This window comes from Verrucomicrobiota bacterium (genome assembly GCA_019247695.1).
Taxonomy (GTDB): Bacteria; Verrucomicrobiota; Verrucomicrobiia; order Chthoniobacterales; family JAFAMB01; genus JAFBAP01.
Genome location: JAFBAP010000187.1, coordinates 1 through 18,658, shown reverse-complemented (window position 1 = coordinate 18,658; position 18,658 = coordinate 1). Strand labels below are relative to the sequence as shown.

Below are 18,658 nucleotides of genomic sequence, written 5' to 3'. Positions count from 1 at the left end.
TGAATCGCATGAAGCATGCGACTCCGATTCCCGCCACCCATCGTCGTGTCCGGTCGGTGCTGATTCGTCAGGCTACCGTTCGTGACCTGCCCGAGATAATCCGGTTACGGTGGGAGGATTGCGGCGGCCAATCGCCGGCCCAGGATTACGATGAGTTCGCCAACACATTTTCGGCGTTCCTGGCCGACAAGTTCAAAGATCGCGACTGGGGGATCATCGTCGGTGACGTCGGCGAACACCTTGTCGGCACGGTCTGCATTCAAAAAATACTGCGATTGCCCGCGCCGAAGGGCGAACCGAACAGCCAGGCTTTACTGAGCGGTTTGCACGTTGACCGAACCTTCTGGAGCCGGGGCCTGCAGCGCGATCTGCTGGAAAATGCGGCTTTGTGGGCGCGGCAAGCGGGCGTTTCGTTGCTGCTGGTCAGCGCGTCGGAAGCATCCGCGTCCGTTTTCCGCCAGTTCGGTTTTGCGACGGCGGACGGTTATCTGCAACTGGCGTTGGGGCGCACCTTGGGTGAACCTCGCAGAAAGGCAGCGGTGGCGTTTGTTGCGGCCGAAACGAATCGTCCCCTGGACTGAAGGGGGGCTGGGCCGTTTGTCCCGCGGCGAACTCGGCTTCAGTCCGGCCAGAGGAAATGTTCCAGCCTCAACTTTGTAAGGCGTTCCCTGGCTTCTGCGGCTCGCCCGCTGCGGGTATTCGCCAGTTTCTCGTACACGGCTCCCGCTGAGCTCCAGGCATGGCGTTGCTCCAGGATTTGCGCAGCGTCGAATCCGGCGCGGAAAAACCAGACCTGATCGCCGGTTGTACCAACAAGGTCCAGCGTGTCGTAGTAGGCAGCCAAAGCATCATCCGGCCGGCCAAGTTTTTCGAAGCACTTACCGGCTTGGTATAAACCGCGCTGGCGCCAGTCCACCGGGTTTTCAGGATTAGCCAAGGCTGCGAACGTCTCTTTGGCCTGCGGGTAAGATGCCGGGTCCTGCGCCCCGAGGGCGAACTGGGCCTGACCCTTCGCCTCGAGCGCCTGAAGACGTATGTCGGCGGGCGGTTTCAATGCCAGCAGGTCGTCCAGGAGCGTGATCGCCTCACTTTCCTGATGAACCTGGCGCTTGGCGTACGCCTGCTCAAGCCGAGCCTGGAAACGAAGCGTGCCCCCGAGTTTATACACTTCCTCAAAGAGCGCGATTGCCTCGTCCACAGACGACGGGTTCAGGCTGCGGCGCGCGGCTTCACCCGCCAGAAAAAGTGCGGCTTCCACCAAAGGCGATTCCGGTTGTTCGTCGGGGACCAGCTCGAACTGGGTTCGCGCGTTGGCGTAATCATTCGCCTGAAAGTACACTTCGCCGAGTTTAAGGTGAATCTCCGCGCGCGCCGGCGACGTGGGGTAATGCGCAAAGAACGCTTCGGCAAGGCGGGGTGCGTCGGTTAACGATGCGTCAGGGTCGTCAGCCGCGGCAAAGAAGGCGAGGCGTTCTTTTTGTTCTGTCAGCTTGGGGTCGGCCGGAACATCTTTTGACAGCTCATCCGCGACACGGGTGAAATTCACGGGTTTCGCCTGATAGGTGCACTCGGCCAGAAGCAGGTGCGCTTCTGAAACGCGCGCGTGGTTGGGGTAATGCGCCAGAAACTGGCGGAGCGTTTGCGTGGCGGCGCGCCGGTCGCCGGCCGCCGCCTCCAAGCGGCCTTTCTGAAATTCCAGTTCCCCCGACCACGCCGATTCGGGATCAGCTTCCAGGAGCGCTTTCCGGTCGTCGGCAAACAGCTGGTCTTTGCGGAGCCGGAGCGCACAAAGGGCCATGTTGTACAGGACGCGCGCGCGGGTTGGCCCGCCGGCGGTTTCCAGGGCGCGGCCGTAAGCCGCATGGGCCTGGTCGAATGATCCCTTATGCGCGTAAGCTTCCGCCAGCAGAGCGCACCAGGCGGTTCTCTCTTCGTTCCCGAGCTTTTGGGGTTCGGTTCCGGCAAGCCGGCGAATGGCTTCATCCGTCCGTCCGGCCGATAAATCATCCTGTGCCAGTTCCATCATCGCCAAGGAGGCGGCAGCCTGGTCCGCAAAACGCTGTGCCGTCTGCTTGAACAGGTCATGCGCACGCTCGGCCGCTCCCTGGTTCTGGGCCAGCTTACCCAGGTAAAAGAGGGCGTAAGCAGGCCGTTCGGGGCCGGCGACCGCGGGATCCTCTGCGGACCACCCGGCAAGATCGCTGCCCGAAGCGCTGCTTTCGAGCGTGTAGATATTGAATAACGTCCGGAAAAGCTGCGGCAGCAGCGGGGTGCGGGGCTGGTCGGCGATAACCTTTTCGATTCGCGTTTCCGCATCTTCGAAATCCTGCGCGGCCAGGTCGATTTGGCTTAAGCCCGTCTGAGCGATGACCAGGGCGCGCCCCGTTTTCCCGGTGGTCGCATTCACGACGTCCTCAAACGCCTGCCGGGCCTGGGACGTATGTCCCTGCTTCAGGAACAGTTCACCTTGCAGGCACCGGCGCAGAATGGCCTCGCGCGGTCCCGGATTTCCGAGGCGGTCCAGCCACGCTTGCGCATCCGAAAAGCGTGCCTGCTCCAGGCAGATCTGCGCCGCGAGCAAAACGGCGCGCTCGTTTAAAGGAGCCGGCGCCTGCAGCAGCGAATCCAGCACCTTCAACGCGCCGTCGAGATCTTTCGCGCCGTACCTGGCTGCGGCCAATCCCAGCCGCGCACGTTCCTGTAGAGCGGGCTCGGGCGCCGTCTGCAGGAGTCGTGTATAGGTTTTCTCCGCCGTATCCCAGCGCTGCAGGCGCAAAGCCGCGCGCGCGCGCAGGAAATCCGCCTCGGGCACAGGCAGATCCGGGCCGGCAAGAACCCGCAGGGCTTCGGTCCCTTTGCGCACATTAAGAAAATCTTCCGCGAGCAGCATCCTGGCTCGACGGCTCGACGCCGGATCCGGCGAACCCTGCAGGTACTGCTCAAGTTTGATGATGCTCACCTCGATCACACCTTCCCGGGCGGCCCGCTCCGCCTCGGCCAGGAGATCGCCGGTTTGCCCGGCCCCGGCCGATCCGGCGAGGCTGGTGGCTGCCAGCATGGCGATAGAAGCAAGCTGAAGGGCAACGGCCCTCAGCCCCGAAGGGGCGCGGGAACATAGTCCAGGGCGGAACCCTGGGCTATGATCTGCCGCCCCTTCGGGGCTGAAATCGACTTTCGGGGCCTGTTTATTTGCGCCCATTCAGACGGGAAACGTTAACTCGCACCAAACGTTCAAGTCCATGGCTAAGGTCAACCGTCCCGGGACAACCCCCGACACTCCACACTCCACACTCCACACTCCACACTCCACACTCGACCCCCGACCCCCGACCCCCGTTACCCGACCCCCGTTACCCGTTACCCGTTACCCGTTACCCGTTACCCGTTACCCGCCCCGCCGGGCGCTTCAGCCGCGAAGCAGCTCACGGTTGGCCTCATCTGACCCGGCCTGCCGCCTCAACCAGCATCCTGCGGAGGTATTGACCGGTGTAGCTCTCGCCGATCTCTGCCAGCTGCTCCGGGGTCCCTTGCCCGACCAGCCGTCCGCCTTGGGTACCGCCTTCCGGTCCCAGATCAATAATCCAGTCTGCGCACTTGATCACTTCGAGGTTATGCTCGATGACCACCAGCGTGTTGCCCTGGTCCCGCAGCTTCATCAGTACCCCGAGCAGCTGGTGAATGTCGGCAAAGTGCAACCCGGTCGTAGGCTCGTCCAGAATGTACAGGGTGCGACCGGTCGCTTTCTTGGCCAGTTCTGCCGCCAGTTTGACCCTTTGCGCCTCGCCACCCGACAGCTCCGTGCCAGACTGGCCCAGCGTCAGATAACCCAGACCCACATCAACCAGCGGCGCTAACCGGTCATACACGGACGGGACATTTCGAAAGAACCGGGCCGCTTCGTCCACCGACATGGCCAGCACGTCGGCAACGTTTTTGCCACGGTAAGTGACTTCCAGGGTTTCCCGGTTGTAACGCGCGCCGTGGCAGATTTCACATTGGACGTAAACATCGGCCAGGAAATGCATCTCGATTTTGATCACGCCGTCACCCTGGCAGTTCTCGCAACGGCCCCCCTTCAGGTTAAAGCTGAAACGGCCGCTGTCGTACCCGCGCACGCGCGAGGCGGGAAGCTGGCTGAACAAGTCGCGGATGGGACCGAACGCCCCCGAATAGGTTGCGGCATTCGAGCGGGGGGTACGCCCGATGGGGCTCTGGTCGATAATGATCGCTTTATCAATCTGGTCGAGGCCGATGATTGTCTTGTGTTCGCCGGGGCGGTCTTTCGCTTTGTAAAAATACCGGAACAACGCGCGCCGGAGAATGTCGTCGATGAGGGTTGACTTACCGCTGCCCGACACCCCGGTAACGCACACGAGGCAACCGAGCGGAAAGGAAACGGTGAGGTCCTGGAGATTGTTTTCCCTGGCCCCGACGACGGTAAGCCATCCGTCCGCACCGGGTGCAGGCGGCTGGCCTTGATTATAGAGCAGCCCTTTCGGGAGCACGCGCGTCCGCGGTACGGGAATGGTGAGCCGGCGCGCAAGGTATTGGCCGGTGAGTGAATCGGAATTGGCTTCGATTTCGGCCACCGATCCGGCCGCAACGATCTGGCCGCCCCGGGGACCGGCACCCGGGCCGAGGTCGACCACGTAATCGGCGGCCCGGATGGTATCCTCGTCGTGTTCGACCACCACGACGGTATTCCCGAGGTCGCGCAGCCGTTTCAACGTCGCGATCAAGCGGTCGTTATCGCGCTGGTGCAGCCCGATACTGGGTTCGTCCAGCACGTAAAGGACGCCGGCGAGCCCGGAGCCGATCTGGGTGCCGAGCCGGATTCGTTGCGCCTCGCCCCCGGAGAGGGTGCCGCTCTCGCGGTTAAGGGTCAGGTAGCCGAGTCCCACTTCGACCAGGAACGTCAACCGGTTCCAGATCTCGCGGAGTACCTCCGCGGCGATCAGCCGATGTTGCTTGGAAAGGGCGATCTCCTCGAGAAAACGCTGGGCTTTGCCGATCGTCAGGGAGCAGAACGTATGGATAGTTTGTTCGGAGCCATGCTCGTCCGCCAGCGTCACGGCGAGGACCTCAGGCCGCAGCCGCGCCCCGTGGCAGACGCGGCAGGTACGCCGGTTTTGAAACGCCTTGAGACGGGTTCTGGTCGCCTCGCTGTCCGTCTCGGCCAACAGTCGGTCGAGTTGCTCGAGCACACCCTCAAAAGGTTGATTCACCTCCTTACCCCCGAACTCGAAAGAAATTGCGCGGTTGCCGGTCCCGTGAAGGACAGCCCCGCGCAGGTCCTTGGGCAGTTCCTCGAAGGGTGTTTCCAGGTCGCCCCCGAACTCCCGGAGGAGGGCTTTAAGAAGGGTTTGGCGAAAGGCCTGGAGGCTCTTGGGCGCCTTGCGCCAGGGTGCGATCGCGCCTGCGGCCAGGGACTTTTTCAGGTCTGGAACCACGAGGTCCGGATCGAAAAAGGTTTCGCTGCCCAACCCCTGGCACGCCGGGCACGCGCCGGCCAGGCTGTTGAACGAGAAATGCTTGGGGGTGAGCTCCGGCAGGATGAAGTCGGTCTTCGGGTTACAATAACCCGTCGAGTAGGGGATATCTTCCCAGCCGGTTTCGCCGGGCCGCTGGCGGGCTGCGATCACGCGATTGTTGCCCCAGCGTAGAGCGGTATCGACCGAATCAGCCAAACGCGGGCGGACCCCTTCCCGCATTACCAGCCGGTCCACGACCACCTCGATCGTATGCTGCACGTTGCGGCTGAGCCGGATCGGCTCCGGCCGGGCCAGTTCCAGGATCTCCCCGTCGATCCGGACGCGTACGAAACCCTCCCGTTTGATCTTTTCCAACACGTCGCGAAACTCGCCCGCTTCGTTTCGTACCACCGGGGCGATGACCAGGACCCGTGTGTCTTCCGGGAAAGCCATGATCTGGTCGACGATCTGCTGGGGCGTCTGCTTGAAGACCTTCTCGCCTGTAATGGGGTCGTGCGGCTGGCCGATGGCGGCGTAAAGAACCCGCAGGTAGTCGAAGATCTCCGTGGTGGTCGCAATAGTCGAGCGCGGGTTGGCAACCGAGCCTCGTTGCTCAATGGCGATGGCCGGGGACAGCCCCTCGATAAAATCCACCTCCGGTTTCTCCATCTTGTCGAGAAACTGGCGGGCGTAGGCCGACAAGCTTTCCACGTACCGCCGTTGCCCTTCGGCGTACAAGGTATCAAAGGCGAGCGAAGATTTGCCCGAGCCGCTCAGGCCCGTGACCACCACGAGCCGTTCCCGGGGGAGTTCGACGTTGACCCCTTTCAGGTTGTGCTGGCGGGCACCCTGGATACGAATGTTCTCAGCTGCCATCGGGCGAAAACCGGTAAATGCTCACAAAAGCACAACCGGTAGGCTGCGGAAAGTGGATTCCGTTGAACACCGGCTAATGCCGGGACGGGCTTACGTCGCATCCGTAAGGCACAAAGGCCTTCAGCTTGGCCTCGGTCTCCCGCGTCAACGCGACCAGCTTTTCGGAGCGTTCAAGGATCGACTGAGCCAGTTTTTCGTGAAAATCAGGGTTCCGGCTGCCCAGTTCGGCCTGCGCCATCCAAATGGCTACCGAATTCAGGAGATAATGTTTCGATTCACGGAAAGCAGCCACGAATTCAACCAGCCGAGGGTCTTGCTCGATCGGGTTTCCCGCCGATGTTTGTTCGCCAGCAGACACGGCATGGCAGCCTACCCGATTCCGAGCACCTTTCAATCATGTTCCAAACCCATCTTACTTTGGTTTTGGGTTGATCCCGTGCTTTTGCAGGCGCCGGTAGAAAGCACTGCGGCTGAGCCCTAGAATTTCGGCTGCCTGCAGGGCGTTGCCTTCGCATCGATCAAGGGCTTTACGAATCAGGTGCGCTTCGACCGACTCCAGATCCATGTCGTCCAGGGACGCGGCTCGGGGGCCCGGCCCCTGGAGCCCGAAGTCTTCGGCTTTGATCTCCCCATCACCCGTGAGGAGCACCGCACGCTCAAGCGCGTGCCGTAATTCGCGGACGTTGCCCGGCCAGGAATGCCGCTTGAGCCGTTCGAGGGCGGCCGGGCTTAAACCCGTGATCTCTTTACGGTAACGGTGCGCGAGTTCGTCAAGAAAGTAATTGGCCAGGGCCGGGATGTCTTCAATCCGGTCACGTAACGGCGGCAGGTGAATCTCGATCGTGTTAAGCCGGAAAAATAAATCCTCGCGGAACCGGCCGGCGCCAATCTCAGCCCGCAGGTCGGCATTGGTTGCACTCACGACCCGGGCATTCACCCGCAGGGTTTTGGATGATCCGACCTTCTCAAATTCGCCGGTCTCCAGGACGCGGAGGATTTTGGCCTGCTGCGGCGCGGTCAGGTTGGCGATTTCATCAAGGAAAATCGTCCCGTTGTCCGCCAGTTCGAACCGGCCGACCCGTTCGCTGCGGGCATCGGTAAACGCGCCTTTTACGTGGCCGAACATTTCGCTCTCGAAAAGGGAATCGGGCAGTCCACCCATGTTGACGCTGATAAATGCCCCTTGCGCCCGCGGCGAAAGCTGGTGGATGGCGCGCGCCACGACCCCTTTGCCGGTGCCGTTCTCCCCGGTGATGAGGAGGTTGGCGTCGGAGGGTGCGACCTGCCGGATGACGCGCTCAATGCGTTCCATGGCCGGCGAATGCGCAATGAAACTCGCGGGCCGGATGGTTTGTGCCTGGCGTAAAATCTGGTTTTCCGCCTCCAGACGGGCGTGCCGGCGCAAGGCCCGGCGCAGCTGCAGCTGGGTCCGCAGAATGGACAGCAAGCGCTCGTTTTCCCACGGCTTCTGCAGAAAGTCCTTGGCCCCGAGGTGAAGCGCCTTAACGGCGAGCGGGATCGAACCGTAGGCGGTCATCACCACGACGCTGAGGAGCGAGTCGAGCTGTAAAACCTGCCGGAGGAGTTCGAGCCCGCCCTCACCGGTCGTTTCGCGGACGTCGAAGTTCATGTCCATCAACAACAGGTCGAACTCACCTGAGCGCACCAGGGCCAATACCGCCTGCGGCGAATCGGCGGTTATCGTTTCATACCCTTCCTCAGAGCAGATGAACGCCAGAGCGTTCAGGATATCGCTTTGGTCATCAGCAATCAGGACCCTGGGCTTGGTCTCACGCATTTAATGCCACAAATGCCACAAGCGGAAAAATGCCACAAATGGCGGAAAGTCCCCCGTGATTTGTGGCGCGCCCGGCAGTTTTTGCCTCATAAGATTGCACGAAAAAAGCCGTTCACGGCATTTAACCCGCCAGCGCGGTCGATGCGGCGACGGCGGAGGTCTTGCCTTGGAATTTGGTCAGGACCAGCAGGGTGCCCTTTCGCTTCATCAGATAGTGAACGTGGTCGAACGCATGCCGGATCAGGTGCATGCCGAGGCCGCCGGGACGCGGGCTGTCCAGAGACCGGCTGGTGTACCGCGTACCGTCAAAGCCTTCGCCGTAATCACGCAGGCGGAACCGGACTCCTTGCTGGTAGGATTCCAGGGAGAGACAAATCAGCTGATCTTCCGCCAGATGGTAAGCGTGGCGAATGATGTTCGTGCATGCCTCATCCACGCCCAAAACCATCAGATCGATTTCCCTGCTCGTAAATGAATGATCCTGAAGAAACTGTCGTACGCAATGCCGGACTAGCCAGAGATTGGCCGGGTGGCTCGCAAACTCGATCTTCTTCTTCATTTCAAACCAATGGCTAAAATCGTGAGGTCATCGTGCGGTGGCACTTTACCGCGGTGAATCGCTTCTTCCGTCATTAGCGCATCGAGGATCTCCGCACCTCCTCGGCCGTAGGGTCTCGCCAGCAAGGCCCTGACCCGATCCAAGGAGAACGGCTCCCGTGCGGCATTAAAAGATTCCACGAGGCCATCAGTATAGAAAATGGCCTGGTCTCCAGGCAACAACTTGATTTGGTTTACGGGAAACTCAAGATCCGAAACGATTCCGAGCGGAGGCGCTGCCGCGATGGCCGGGGCCCGAATTTCCAGGTTCGCCTGCCGCAGCAAAGGACCGACGTGCCCGGCCGCGGCGAAATCAAGCAGGCCTTGCTCGGGACGGATTCGGCCCAGGATGGCGGTAATAAACATGCCGCGAACCGTCCGGCGGCAGATCCGGCCGTTCCAGCGAGCAAGCGCAGCGCCCGGTGACATGCCCGAATGCACGATCAGGCGGAGCATGCTGAGCGCCTGGGCCATCATCAGCGCAGCCGAAACGCCTTTACCCGAAACGTCGCCGACCACAAAGTAAAATTCGCCTGGGTCACGTTCAAAGACGTCATAGAAATCGCCGGCGATGTCTTTAGCGGGCCGGTAATGGGCTGCGAGCGACAGCAGTTCAGTGGACGGAAGCACATCGGGCAGAAACGAGTGCTGAATCTCCGTGGCAAGTACCAGGTCTTTTTCCCATTGCCGCCGTTCACCTTCGCGCTTGATCAGACGCAACTTTTGGATCGAGGTCGCCACCAGATCGCCATAGGCTTGGAAACCCTCGAGATCGAGGTCGTCGAAGGCCGGTTTCCCCAAGGGATTAAGCACTTCCAGCACGCCGATGTCCTGCGCATCCTGGAAGAGCGGCACCGCAATCAGCGAGCGGGTGATAAACCCGGTCGACCGGTCCATTTCCGGATAGAACCGCGGATCATCATAAGCGTGTTCCACCAGCAAGCTCTGACGCCGTTGCCGGACCCAGCCGGCAATGCCTTTGCCGCGCGGAACCTTAATCGGCAGCGACGCGGCGGCAGCAGGGCGTTTGCCGCGGGCGATCGTCAGCTCGAGATCGCCCGTCTTTTCGTCGACCAGGAACAACGAACTGGCTTCAGCCGCCATCACGCGCCGGGCAACGTCCAGGATCGCGGCCAGCAGTTCGTCCATATCGGTGATTGAACTGATCAGCCGGCTGACCTCGAGTAACCCCTTGTAGAGCGTGACTGAGCGTTCCAGGTCCTTGTCGGTGAGCGTTGTGCCGCTGCGATCCTCCATCAGATTCAGAAAGGACTCTAAACAATTCTCCGGCCCGGGTCGAGGCCGCAGAGAGAGGAGTTCGGGGTTCGGGCACACGGTGGCCGCAGCGGAGAGGAATCACACGGCGCCACGGCGAGACACGGCGAACACGGCGGGAAGGACGATTATCCGTCGCCCACGCTCACATCGTGCCAGGCGGCAGGGCTGCGAGCGGCGGATCCGCAGAAGGACGCAGAAGAGAGAAATCATCCACGGATTACGCAGATTATGCAGATTAAAAAGGGACCGCACCACGCCCGGTACGCTGCCGCCCCGAACTCCAAACGCCGAACGCCGAACGCCGAACCTTTTTCTGGCCAATGGGCCGGACTCGCCTTAAAAGGGTAGATTGTGATGAGGCGTTTGGTTCTGATTTCGTCGGTCTTACTGGGCGTCGGTGCGATTGCAAGAGCCGAGGATACCGCGTACAAGGCGCTGCGGGCGATCGGCGTAAAGCAGGGTGAAAAGTCCCTCGACCATGTCGTGGCGATTTCGGGTCGCTCCGGACACCCCCAGCCGATCAACTGGACGGTCTTGGTCGAGGACCCGGGGGCACGCGGTGGCTTGCGCGAATTTGACGTCGTCGCCAATCGTATCAACGCCGAGCGCGCTCCCGTGAAACGTCCCGGCGGCAAGCCGATCGATCTCAGTAACCTGAACACGGACTCGGACGGTGCATTCACCGTCGCGGAAACGGAAGCGCGGCGCCACCACGTCGGCTTCGACGCGCTCGACTATACGCTGACTTCCGACCCGGTCTCGGGCAAGCCGGTGTGGACCGTTGCCCTGCTGGACGAACAGCAGCGTCTCGTCGGGACGGTAAAGATCGCCGCTGACAACGGGAACGTGCTTGCCGCCAGAGACTGGGTTCCCGTCAGCAGCGTCGCGTCGGTGCCCAGAAAACCCGTGTCACCCGCCTTGCGAACCCATGAGACGGACCAGGCTTACGCCGCGATGCCGACTCCGCCCGGGCCTGGTTCGCAGGCCGGCCAGGGAGCATACGCCGCGACGACGTCCGGAGTTCGCGGCTACGACGACGATTCCAGCCGGAGTTACCCGGATGGGCGCGGCCGTTATTACGCCCAGCAAAATACGTATTCGGAAGCGCCGCCTCCGGACTCTTCGTACTCGTACTACAACCCCGGTACCTACTCTCAGCAGGACGAAAGTTTGACCGGCAAAGCGCATCGATACGGCGAAACGGTGGTGCATTTCGGCGAGACGGTGGTGAACAAGACCGAGCGGGCTGCCCGGCGGATCGGTGGGTGGTTCCAGAAGAAGTTTACCGGCCAGGACACCATTTCGCTTGAGGCTACCGGTGAGGCCTACGAACAGGGACGGGGTTCGCCGGATTCCTACAATTACCCTTACCGTTCCGTGCCGCCGGATCGATACAGCCAGCCGGTTCAGCCGGTGCCGCCGCCAGACGACTCGGAATAAGTCTGGGTGCTGAAACGGGGGCGCAGGAGGGGACGCCCCCCTGGCATTCCCGCCGGACGGCCGATTCAACCGGGTACGGCGCATTCTTCGGAGCCGACGCCCCCCTGGGCCGGCACTCTACCGAGATAACTGTCTGAACGGTATCACTTTTCGTGTCGCCAGACGGTTTTTCCGCCGACGATCGTGCGCACGGCGCGCCCTTTGAGCTGCCAGCCCTCAAACGGTGAGTTTCGGGATTTCGAGCGGCTCTCCTTTACGCGGTACGTCCATTCCAGGTCCGGGTCGATCAGGGTGACATCCGCGTCCGCGCCGGGTTGGAGCGTGCCCTTGGCGAGGCGAAGAAGCTTCGCAGGGTGGGCAGTGTACATCTCGATCAGCTTCGGCAGGTCAATCACGCGGTGCCGGTGGATCAACAAGGTCAGAAACAAACCCAGTTCGCTCTCAAGGCCCAGAATGCCGAACGGCGCCTGGTCAAACTCCACTTCCTTTTCGAACGCGGCGTGCGGGGCGTGATCGCTGGCCAACACCAAAATGGTGCCGTCGGCCACGGCTTCCAAAAGACTGTCGATGTCCTTTTGCGTACGCAGCGGCGGGTTCATCTTGTAATTGGTATCGAAATGACGAATCGAATCGTCGGTCAGGGCAATGTGATGCGGGCAAAGTTCGCCTGAGATTGGCACGCCCCGCCGGTGTGCCTCCCGCAGCAGCCGCACGCTTCCCCCGGAGCTGACGTGTTGGCAGTGGATGCGCGTCTCGCAGAGCTCAGCCAGCAGAAGGTTGCGCATCACGATGAGTTCCTCACCGGCGCGCGGCCAGCCGGGCAGCCCCAGGATCGTACTCCATCGTCCTTCGTGCATCACCCCGTTGCCCACGAGCGAATAGTCCTGGCAATGATCGAAGACGGCCAGATCAAACATCCTGGCGTACTCGACGGCACGCCGCATGAGTTCATGATTTTGCACGCAGCGGCCATCATCGGTGATGGCCACCACCCCGGCCTGCACCATGGACCCGATCGGGGCCATTTCTTCACCGGCCAATCCTTTGGTGATCGCGCCGGTAGCGTAAACGTTGACCGTTCCGACCCGTTTCGCCCGGTCAAGCACCCAGGCGACACCGCTCGGATTATCAAGCGGCGGACTGGTATTCGGCATGCAAACGATGGAGGTGAAACCGCCCGCGGCAGCCGCCTCCGTGCCGGTCTCGATCGTCTCCTTATGCGATTGGCCCGGCTCTCGCAGATGAACATGGATGTCGATCAGGCCCGGCGCCACCACCAAACCTGACGCGTCGATAAGTTCGACCGGGTCCGGAGGCGGATCGGCACTGAGCTTGCCGGCGGCCACAAACAAGTCCGCGATCTCATCGCGGCGGGAACTCGGGTCGATGATCCGGCCCTGGCGAATAATCAGGTTACTCATGTGCAGCCTGCCGCGCAGCGGTGCTGCACAGATAGAGCACGGCCATACGCACCGCCAATCCATTGGTGACCTGCTCGAGGATGACGCTCTGCGGCCCGTCCGCGACCTCGCTGTCGATCTCAACGCCGCGGTTGATCGGCCCCGGGTGCATCACCAGGCAACCCGGCCGCAGGCGGGCGGCCCGTTCTTTCGTCAACCCGAAAAAGCGGACGTATTCGTTCAAGCTGGGGAAATACTCTTTCCGCTGCCGTTCATGCTGGATGCGTAACAGGTTAACGACGTCGGCCGACGGTAGAACCTCGTCGAGGGAACGTGCCACCGATACGCCCACTTCTTCGAAATTGCGCGGAACCAGGGTGTTCGGCCCGACCAGGATGACGTTGGCGCCGAGTTTTTTAAGGGCCCACAGGTTTGAGCGTGCAACCCGGCTGAAAAGGATGTCGCCCACAATCACCACGTTCAGGCCGGCCACCCGCTGAAAATGTTCCCGGATGGTAAAGACATCCAGCAGCGCCTGGGTGGGGTGTTCGTGCGCGCCGTCTCCGGCGTTAATGATGCTCGCTTCGAGACGTTCCGCCAGAAACTTGGGGGCGCCGGCCGAGGCGTGCCGCAGGACAATGATGTCCGCCTGCAGGGCTTGCAGGTTTCTGGCTGTGTCCTTGAGGGTTTCACCCTTTTGCAGGCTCGACATGGCCGCCGACATGTTAATCACGTCAGCGCTGAGGCGTAGCGCCGCCAGTTCGAACGAAATGCGGGTCCGCGTGCTCGGCTCGACGAAAAAGTTGATCAACGTCTTCCCACGCAGGGCCGGAACCTTTTTGATGTCCCGCACCCCCACGGTTTTGAAGGCGGAGGCGGTGTCGAGGATGGTTTCGACTTCAAACCGTTCGAGCTCGCGGATATTCAGGAGATCTTTCCGCCGCCAATCAACGGCCTGGGCCAAATCCGGAGTGTTCACGGTGCGGGCTTCTGAAGGTGAACCGAATCAGGCTCGTGGTCGATACTTTCCAGCCGGACCTTGATCAGTTCGTGGCGTGCGGTCCGTATACTTTTCCCGACGTAATCGGGCTGGATCGGCAGCTCCCGGTGACCGCGGTCCAGCAGGGCGGCAAGCTGGATGCGGGCGGGGCGCCCGAAAGATGAGATCGCATCCATCGCCGCGCGGCAAGTCCGGCCGGTGAACAAAACGTCATCCACCAGGATGAGGGTAAGGTCTTCGACCTGGAACGGCAATTCGGTCGGATGAACGCTTCGCAACGACCGGCGCAGCTTCAGGTCATCGCGGTGCATCGACACATCGACCGCCCCGACGTGCGGGCGGCGCCCTTCGATTTGCATCATCAAATCGGCAAGACGGCGGGCGAGTTCAGGCCCGCGCAAAGGGATACCGACGAGGGCAAAAGCAGCCGGATCGGGATTGTGCTCCAGGATCTCACCGGCCATCCGGCGCAACGCGCGAGCAATTTCACCGGCGTCCAGGATCGTGAGCGTATGAACCATGCCTAACCTGCTTGCAGGATCTTACCGGACGAATTCAAACGAGACGCGCCGGCCAAAGACTTAACTCAGCCGGGAGGATCTCAGGAGCCTTTCATCTGGCGCTGGCGTTTCTCACGCCAGGCCGATCGGTACTTCACGATCCAATCCAGCAGCGCACGCTCAAAGCCGATGTCGTAACCGGCTTTTTCGCTTTCAATCCATTTGTGACGCAGGATTTCCTCACGCTCGGCCAGGAATTCTTTGTACAAGACAGAATTTCTTACCAGTTCAGTTGCATCTTCCCGTGGGGGTTCCATGGATGATTCTCTATTTTGGGAGAGCCCGGAGCGCGAAGTCAACGACTTTATTAGTAACCTGGCCATAGACAACCAAGGGGTTACCGGGTGTGCGGAAGCTCCTCAATTTGTTGTCGCAGCTGTGCGGCCATGCGCATAAATGCCTGCGCCACCGGGTTCTTGGAATTCTCAAAAACGATAGGCATGCCCCGATCACCGGCTTCACGCGTTTCAATGTCAAGCGGGATCTGGCCCAGCAGAGGAACACGCAGCCGTTTGGCCTCCCGGGCGCCCCCTCCTTCACCAAAAATGTGGTAAGCGGTTCCATCGTTGGGACTCAGGAAAAAACTCATGTTTTCGACGATCCCCAGCACCGGGACATTCACTTTGGCAAACATCGCGCTAGCCTTCCGGGCGTCGATCAAAGCCACTTCCTGAGGGGTGGTGACGATGATTGCGCCGTTGAGAGCTACGGTCTGGACGACCGTGAGTTGGATGTCGCCGGTGCCCGGGGGCAGGTCCAGAACCAGGTAATCGAGCCCTGACCAGTCTACCTGGCGAAGGAACTGCTGCGTTGCCCGGGTCACCATCGGCCCCCGAAGGATCGCCGGTGAATCATCTTCCAGAAGCGAACCCATGGACATCAGTTTAATCCCGTAGCGTTCCAGCGGAATGATGACCTCCTCCGCCGTGGCCATCGGCTGCTCGTGGGTGGCGCCGAACATCAGCGAGATGGACGGCCCGTAGATGTCGCAGTCGCACAAGCCGGTTTTGACTCCGCTCTGCTGCAAGGCCGCCGCCAGGTTGGCGGCCACCGTCGATTTGCCCACGCCACCTTTGCCGCTGGCAACGGCGACCACGTATCTTACACCCGGAATGGCCGTCGTTCCAGGCGTCGCCCCGCCCGTTTCCGGGGGGGTACTGATATCGATGACGACCTTCGCCGAACTTACCCCTACCATGCCCCGGACGGCCTGTTCAACGTCGGTTTTCAGCTGCTGCGGGACGGCAGGATTGTTGGTCGCGACGTTCAGGCGGACCAGAACGTCGCCGCCGGCAACTTTCACTTCCCGCACCAGTCCAAAGCTGACGATATCCCGGCTGTAACCCGGGAACCTGACGTGACGCAGGCGATCGATGATATCAGCTTCAGAAAGGCGAGGCATAGCAAGAATCAGTCCCAGTGCAGCCCCTAACTGTACGCAGAAGGGTATGGCAGGGGATGTGCATTGAACTTCAGAATTTCACGAAGTTAAACCAGCCGGAGGCCGGGCCGGACGTGCCGCGGCGCCGGCACCGGGCCGCCGTGCAGGTCGGTCTGTCACAACCGCAGGAATGATGTACCCTTCACGGATGCAGCCAGAGTTGAGCGTTTCTGCCCTCGGATTCCGGACAGCCGGTTTCTCTGAGGCGATCGGTCGCACACCCTTGATCCGCCTCAATGCCCTTTCCGAAGCCACCGGGTCTGAAATCTACGGTAAAGCAGAGTTTATGAATCCCGGGGGATCTGTAAAGGATCGGGCTGCGCTTGGGATTGTGCTCGAAGCCGAAAAGTCGGGAGCGCTGGCCCCCGGTGGCACGATCGTCGAGGGGACCGCCGGCAACACGGGGATCGGCTTGGCGCTGGTGGGAAACGCGCGCGGTTACCATTGTATCATCGTGGTGCCCGAAACGGTGTCGCAGGAGAAAATCGAGGGCCTGCGTGCCATGGGCGCCGAAGTCCGAACCGTCCCGGATGCGCCTTACAGCAATCCGAACAATTACATCCGCGTATCGGAGCGGGTGGCGGCGGAAACCGGGAATGGCTTTTGGGCCAACCAGTTTGATAACCTGGCCAATCGCCGCGCCCATTACCAAACGACCGGGCCGGAAATCTGGGAACAGACCGATCGCCGGGTGACTGCCTTCGTGGCCTCGATCGGCACCGGCGGAACGCTGGCCGGGACCGGCATTTTTCTGAAGGAGTGCGATCCCCGGATCAAAGTCATCTGCGCCGACCCTTACGGGGCGGCGATGTGGTCCTGGTTTACCCATCGCCACACCGAAATCAATGATGGTGATTCGGTTGCTGAAGGGATCGGCCAGAGCCGGGTAACAAAAAATCTTGAAGGAATCGAGGTCGATCGTGCCTACCGGATCCCGGACGCCCTCGGGATCGAAATGGTTTACCACCTCTTGCGGCACGAAGGGTTGTTTCTCGGGATGTCCTCGGCCATCAACGTGTGCGGCGCCGTCAAGGCGGCGAAGGATTATGGCCCCGGCCAGTTGATCACCACGATCCTTTGCGATTCCGGTGCCCGTTACCTTTCCCGCCTGTTCAACGCCGAGTGGCTGAAGGCGAAAAACCTGGAACCGAAGGCGACGGGCCTCGAATTTCTGGACCGGCTTTAACCTGACGTACTCGTAAAACGACCATCAGGCCGGGGCGGTGCGAACCATTACGTTATGAGATTTACATCCCTTAAGTTGAATTCCGTTCGTGATCTTCTGCTTGAGGAGTTGCGGGACCTCTACAGTGCCGAAAACCAGCTGGTCGACGCGCTGCCTAAGATGGCTGAGGCCGCCGGCTCTTCTCAGTTGAAGTCGGCCTTCGAAATGCACCTGAACCAGACCCAGGAGCACGTGACCCGTCTGGACCGGATATTTGAACAGCTCGGCGAAAAACCGCAGGGTGAAACCTGTGAAGCGATGAAGGGGTTGGTCACGGAAGGCCAGCACTTCGTGAAGGCTCAGGGCGATAAGAATGTGATTGATGCCGGGTTGATCGGCGCCGCTCAGCGGGTTGAACATTACGAAATGGCCGGGTACGGCACGGCTCGCACTTTGGCGCGGCAGGTCGGTGAAAACCAGATTTCCCAGATCCTTGAACAAACGTTAGACGAGGAAAAAGAGGCAGACAAGAAATTGACGGAAATCGCTGAAAGCCGCGTTAACCAGCAAGCGGCGTCCAGGTGATAAGCTTAGAGGAAATCATAAATTAACCGCGGTCGCCCTCACGGGAGCCACCGGTTAATCGGAAAGGCGCTTTCTCCAGGAATGCGCCTTTCTTTTTCGAATGCCCCAAATGAAGAAGGGGAGTGGCGGGTGCCGAGTAAAGTCTGGCGTTTGGGGGTTCGAAGCTCGGGACGGCGGCCACAGCGGGGGTGGCGGGCACGACGTAAGAGTTCACACGGCGAACACGGCGAGCCACGGCGACCACGGCGGAAAGATTAAATCATCCGCAGAACACGCAGAGAAGGCAGAAAAGAGGAAAGCATCCACAGATTACACAGATTGACACAGATTAAGGTCACACGGCGGCCGTAGGGGGATTGGCCTCGTGACGCGCCTCCGGCACGCCCGTCCGGTTACATCCAGTTTGCAGGACCGGCCGAACATGGGATGCCCTCACCTTCCAGGGAATCCACGGAAAGCAATTATGGCTCAAGATTCGAAACCCTCCGCAAGCGAAGCTCTCGGCGAGGCAGTTAAAAGTATCCGGGTGGCAATGTTAACCACCCAGGAGAAGGACGGCGGGTTACGTTCGCGACCGATGGTGTGCGCCGGCCTGGATCAGGATGCGCTCTGGTTTATCACCAAAGAACACACGCCGAAGGTTGCCGAAGCGCAGGAGCACCAGGCGGTGAACGTCACGTTTGCCTCCCCTGAAAAGGAAGCATACGTGTCCGTTACCGGACAAGCTCAGGTGGTCCACGATCAAAAATTGCTCCAAAAACTTTGGACGACGGAACTGAGCCGCTGGTTCCCGCAGGGCGTTTCCGATCCGGACCTGGCGTTGCTCCGAATCGATATCCGGCACACGGAACAGTGGAATTTTGCCTGAAGCGGGCACGCACGGCAAAATTTTCCGGGTCAGGAAGGGCGGGGGCAGGGCCTTTTTGCCTAGCGGGGGCCGGCCGGGCCCGCCCGGCCCGGGCCCGCCCCTCTGGTAAAACCCCTTTTTTATGGTTCTTTTAGGCCTTGGCACGCCCGCTGCTCTGCGCTGCGCCAGCTTTTGCACCC

16 protein-coding genes are annotated in these 18,658 nt (G+C 61.0%); 5 read left to right on the top strand and 11 right to left on the bottom strand.

Annotated elements, in window-relative coordinates:
- The first annotated feature begins 8 nt into the window (after nucleotides 1–8).
- Entirely contained in the window at nucleotides 9–581 is a 573-nt protein-coding gene (locus JO015_21895) for a GNAT family N-acetyltransferase (protein MBW0001759.1), read from the top strand.
- 38 nt (nucleotides 582–619) lie between these two features.
- Here the strand turns inward: JO015_21895 and JO015_21890 are convergent, their stop codons facing one another.
- The 6 genes from JO015_21890 to JO015_21865 form a co-directional block, all read right to left on the bottom strand.
- Nucleotides 620–3,058: a tetratricopeptide repeat protein gene (locus JO015_21890; protein ID MBW0001758.1), complete on the bottom strand. Its 2,439-nt coding sequence runs from the start codon at nucleotides 3,056–3,058 to the stop codon at nucleotides 620–622.
- A gap of 376 nt (nucleotides 3,059–3,434) precedes the next feature.
- Nucleotides 3,435–6,347, bottom strand: a complete 2,913-nt coding sequence (uvrA, locus tag JO015_21885; protein ID MBW0001757.1) for an excinuclease ABC subunit UvrA — start codon at nucleotides 6,345–6,347, stop codon at nucleotides 3,435–3,437.
- Nucleotides 6,348–6,420: 73 nt separating this feature from the next.
- Complete coding sequence (locus tag JO015_21880; GenBank protein ID MBW0001756.1) at nucleotides 6,421–6,639, bottom strand: hypothetical protein; 219 nt, start codon at nucleotides 6,637–6,639, stop codon at nucleotides 6,421–6,423.
- Nucleotides 6,640–6,759: 120 nt separating this feature from the next.
- Nucleotides 6,760–8,145: a sigma-54-dependent Fis family transcriptional regulator gene (locus JO015_21875; protein ID MBW0001755.1), complete on the bottom strand. Its 1,386-nt coding sequence runs from the start codon at nucleotides 8,143–8,145 to the stop codon at nucleotides 6,760–6,762.
- A gap of 121 nt (nucleotides 8,146–8,266) precedes the next feature.
- Entirely contained in the window at nucleotides 8,267–8,704 is a 438-nt protein-coding gene (locus tag JO015_21870; GenBank protein MBW0001754.1) for an ATP-binding protein, read from the bottom strand.
- Nucleotides 8,701–9,999 (bottom strand): SpoIIE family protein phosphatase, encoded by a 1,299-nt coding sequence (locus JO015_21865; protein ID MBW0001753.1) that lies wholly within the window; start codon nucleotides 9,997–9,999, stop codon nucleotides 8,701–8,703. The genes JO015_21870 and JO015_21865 overlap by 4 nt, the downstream gene beginning before the upstream one ends.
- A gap of 375 nt (nucleotides 10,000–10,374) precedes the next feature.
- Here JO015_21865 and JO015_21860 point away from each other — a divergent pair, with 375 nt between their 5' ends.
- Entirely contained in the window at nucleotides 10,375–11,460 is a 1,086-nt protein-coding gene (locus JO015_21860; protein MBW0001752.1) for a hypothetical protein, read from the top strand.
- Nucleotides 11,461–11,603: 143 nt separating this feature from the next.
- Here the strand turns inward: JO015_21860 and JO015_21855 are convergent, their stop codons facing one another.
- From JO015_21855 to JO015_21835, 5 genes are all read right to left on the bottom strand, one after another.
- Nucleotides 11,604–12,881 (bottom strand): dihydroorotase, encoded by a 1,278-nt coding sequence (locus JO015_21855; GenBank protein MBW0001751.1) that lies wholly within the window; start codon nucleotides 12,879–12,881, stop codon nucleotides 11,604–11,606.
- Entirely contained in the window at nucleotides 12,874–13,824 is a 951-nt protein-coding gene (locus JO015_21850) for an aspartate carbamoyltransferase catalytic subunit (GenBank protein MBW0001750.1), read from the bottom strand. Before JO015_21850 ends, JO015_21855 begins: the two co-directional genes overlap by 8 nt.
- Before the next feature lie 11 nt (nucleotides 13,825–13,835).
- On the bottom strand, nucleotides 13,836–14,381 hold the full coding sequence (gene pyrR, locus JO015_21845; GenBank protein MBW0001749.1) for a bifunctional pyr operon transcriptional regulator/uracil phosphoribosyltransferase PyrR: 546 nt from the start codon (nucleotides 14,379–14,381) through the stop codon (nucleotides 13,836–13,838).
- A gap of 80 nt (nucleotides 14,382–14,461) precedes the next feature.
- The gene (locus JO015_21840) at nucleotides 14,462–14,677 is read right to left on the bottom strand and encodes a hypothetical protein (GenBank protein MBW0001748.1); all 216 of its coding nucleotides are present in this window, start codon (nucleotides 14,675–14,677) and stop codon (nucleotides 14,462–14,464) included.
- Nucleotides 14,678–14,757: 80 nt separating this feature from the next.
- Nucleotides 14,758–15,822, bottom strand: a complete 1,065-nt coding sequence (locus tag JO015_21835) for an Mrp/NBP35 family ATP-binding protein (GenBank protein ID MBW0001747.1) — start codon at nucleotides 15,820–15,822, stop codon at nucleotides 14,758–14,760.
- Between the two features lie 187 nt (nucleotides 15,823–16,009).
- Between JO015_21835 and JO015_21830 the strand changes: the two genes are divergently transcribed.
- From JO015_21830 to JO015_21820, 3 genes are all read left to right on the top strand, one after another.
- Nucleotides 16,010–17,047 (top strand): cysteine synthase A, encoded by a 1,038-nt coding sequence (locus JO015_21830; protein ID MBW0001746.1) that lies wholly within the window; start codon nucleotides 16,010–16,012, stop codon nucleotides 17,045–17,047.
- Nucleotides 17,048–17,101: 54 nt separating this feature from the next.
- A complete protein-coding gene (locus JO015_21825; protein ID MBW0001745.1) occupies nucleotides 17,102–17,611 on the top strand; it encodes a ferritin-like domain-containing protein in 510 nt (169 codons plus the stop codon).
- Nucleotides 17,612–18,074: 463 nt separating this feature from the next.
- On the top strand, nucleotides 18,075–18,479 hold the full coding sequence (locus JO015_21820) for a pyridoxamine 5'-phosphate oxidase family protein (protein MBW0001744.1): 405 nt from the start codon (nucleotides 18,075–18,077) through the stop codon (nucleotides 18,477–18,479).
- Nucleotides 18,480–18,658 lie beyond the last annotated feature (179 nt).